The 865-nt window shown below is 52.4% G+C and carries 1 protein-coding gene; it reads right to left on the bottom strand.

Annotated features, from left to right (window positions below):
- Positions 1–860: UTP--glucose-1-phosphate uridylyltransferase GalF (gene galF, locus JTI98_RS12720; RefSeq protein WP_216081330.1), on the bottom strand; the 860-nt coding region annotated here is incomplete at its 3' end.
- Positions 861–865 lie beyond the last annotated feature (5 nt).

Raw genomic sequence — 865 nt, 5'->3', positions numbered from 1 at the left:
AACTTCGGCCCTTCTTTCAGGTTACGCAGTCCGTACTTCACAAACGCCTGCATGTAGCCCAATTTCTTACCGCAGTCGTAGCTATCGCCGGTCATTAGCATGGCGTCAACAGACTGTTTTTTCGCCAGTGCTGCAATTGCATCGGTCAACTGGATACGGCCCCAGGCGCCCGGTTCGGTTCTTTCGAGTTCGGCCCAGATATCCGCTGAGAGGACATAACGCCCTACCGCCATCAGATCGGAATCCAGCGTCTGCGGCTGATCCGGTTTCTCAATAAACTCAACAATGCGACTCACCTTGCCTTCATTATCCAGCGGATCTTTCGTCTGGATGACAGAGTACTCGGAAAGGTCACCCGGCATACGTTTCGCCAGTACCTGGCTACGGCCAGTTTCTTCAAAACGCGCAACCATCGCGGCGAGATTATAACGCAGCGGATCGGCACTGGCGGTATCAATAACGATATCAGGCAATACCACCACAAAAGGATTATCACCAATCGCCGGACGCGCGCAAAGAATGGAGTGACCCAGCCCCAGCGGCTGCGCCTGGCGCACGTTCATAATGGTCACGCCCGGAGGACAAATGGACTGCACTTCCGCCAGCAACTGACGCTTCACACGTTGCTCAAGGAGTGACTCAAGTTCATAAGAGGTGTCGAAATGGTTCTCAACGGCGTTTTTAGACGCGTGTGTGACCAGGAGGATTTCTTTGATCCCTGCAGCTACGATTTCGTCAACGATATACTGAATCATGGGTTTGTCGACGATCGGTAGCATCTCTTTGGGAATTGCCTTGGTGGCAGGCAACATGTGCATACCCAGACCCGCTACCGGTATAACTGCTTTCAAATTACTCATTATCT

It is taken from the genome of Citrobacter sp. MGH 55, from assembly GCF_016906145.1.
Taxonomy (GTDB): domain Bacteria; phylum Pseudomonadota; class Gammaproteobacteria; order Enterobacterales; family Enterobacteriaceae; genus Citrobacter_A; species Citrobacter_A amalonaticus.
The sequence above is the reverse complement of the archived record's forward strand: the minus strand, read 5'-3'. Positions and strand labels throughout refer to the sequence as shown.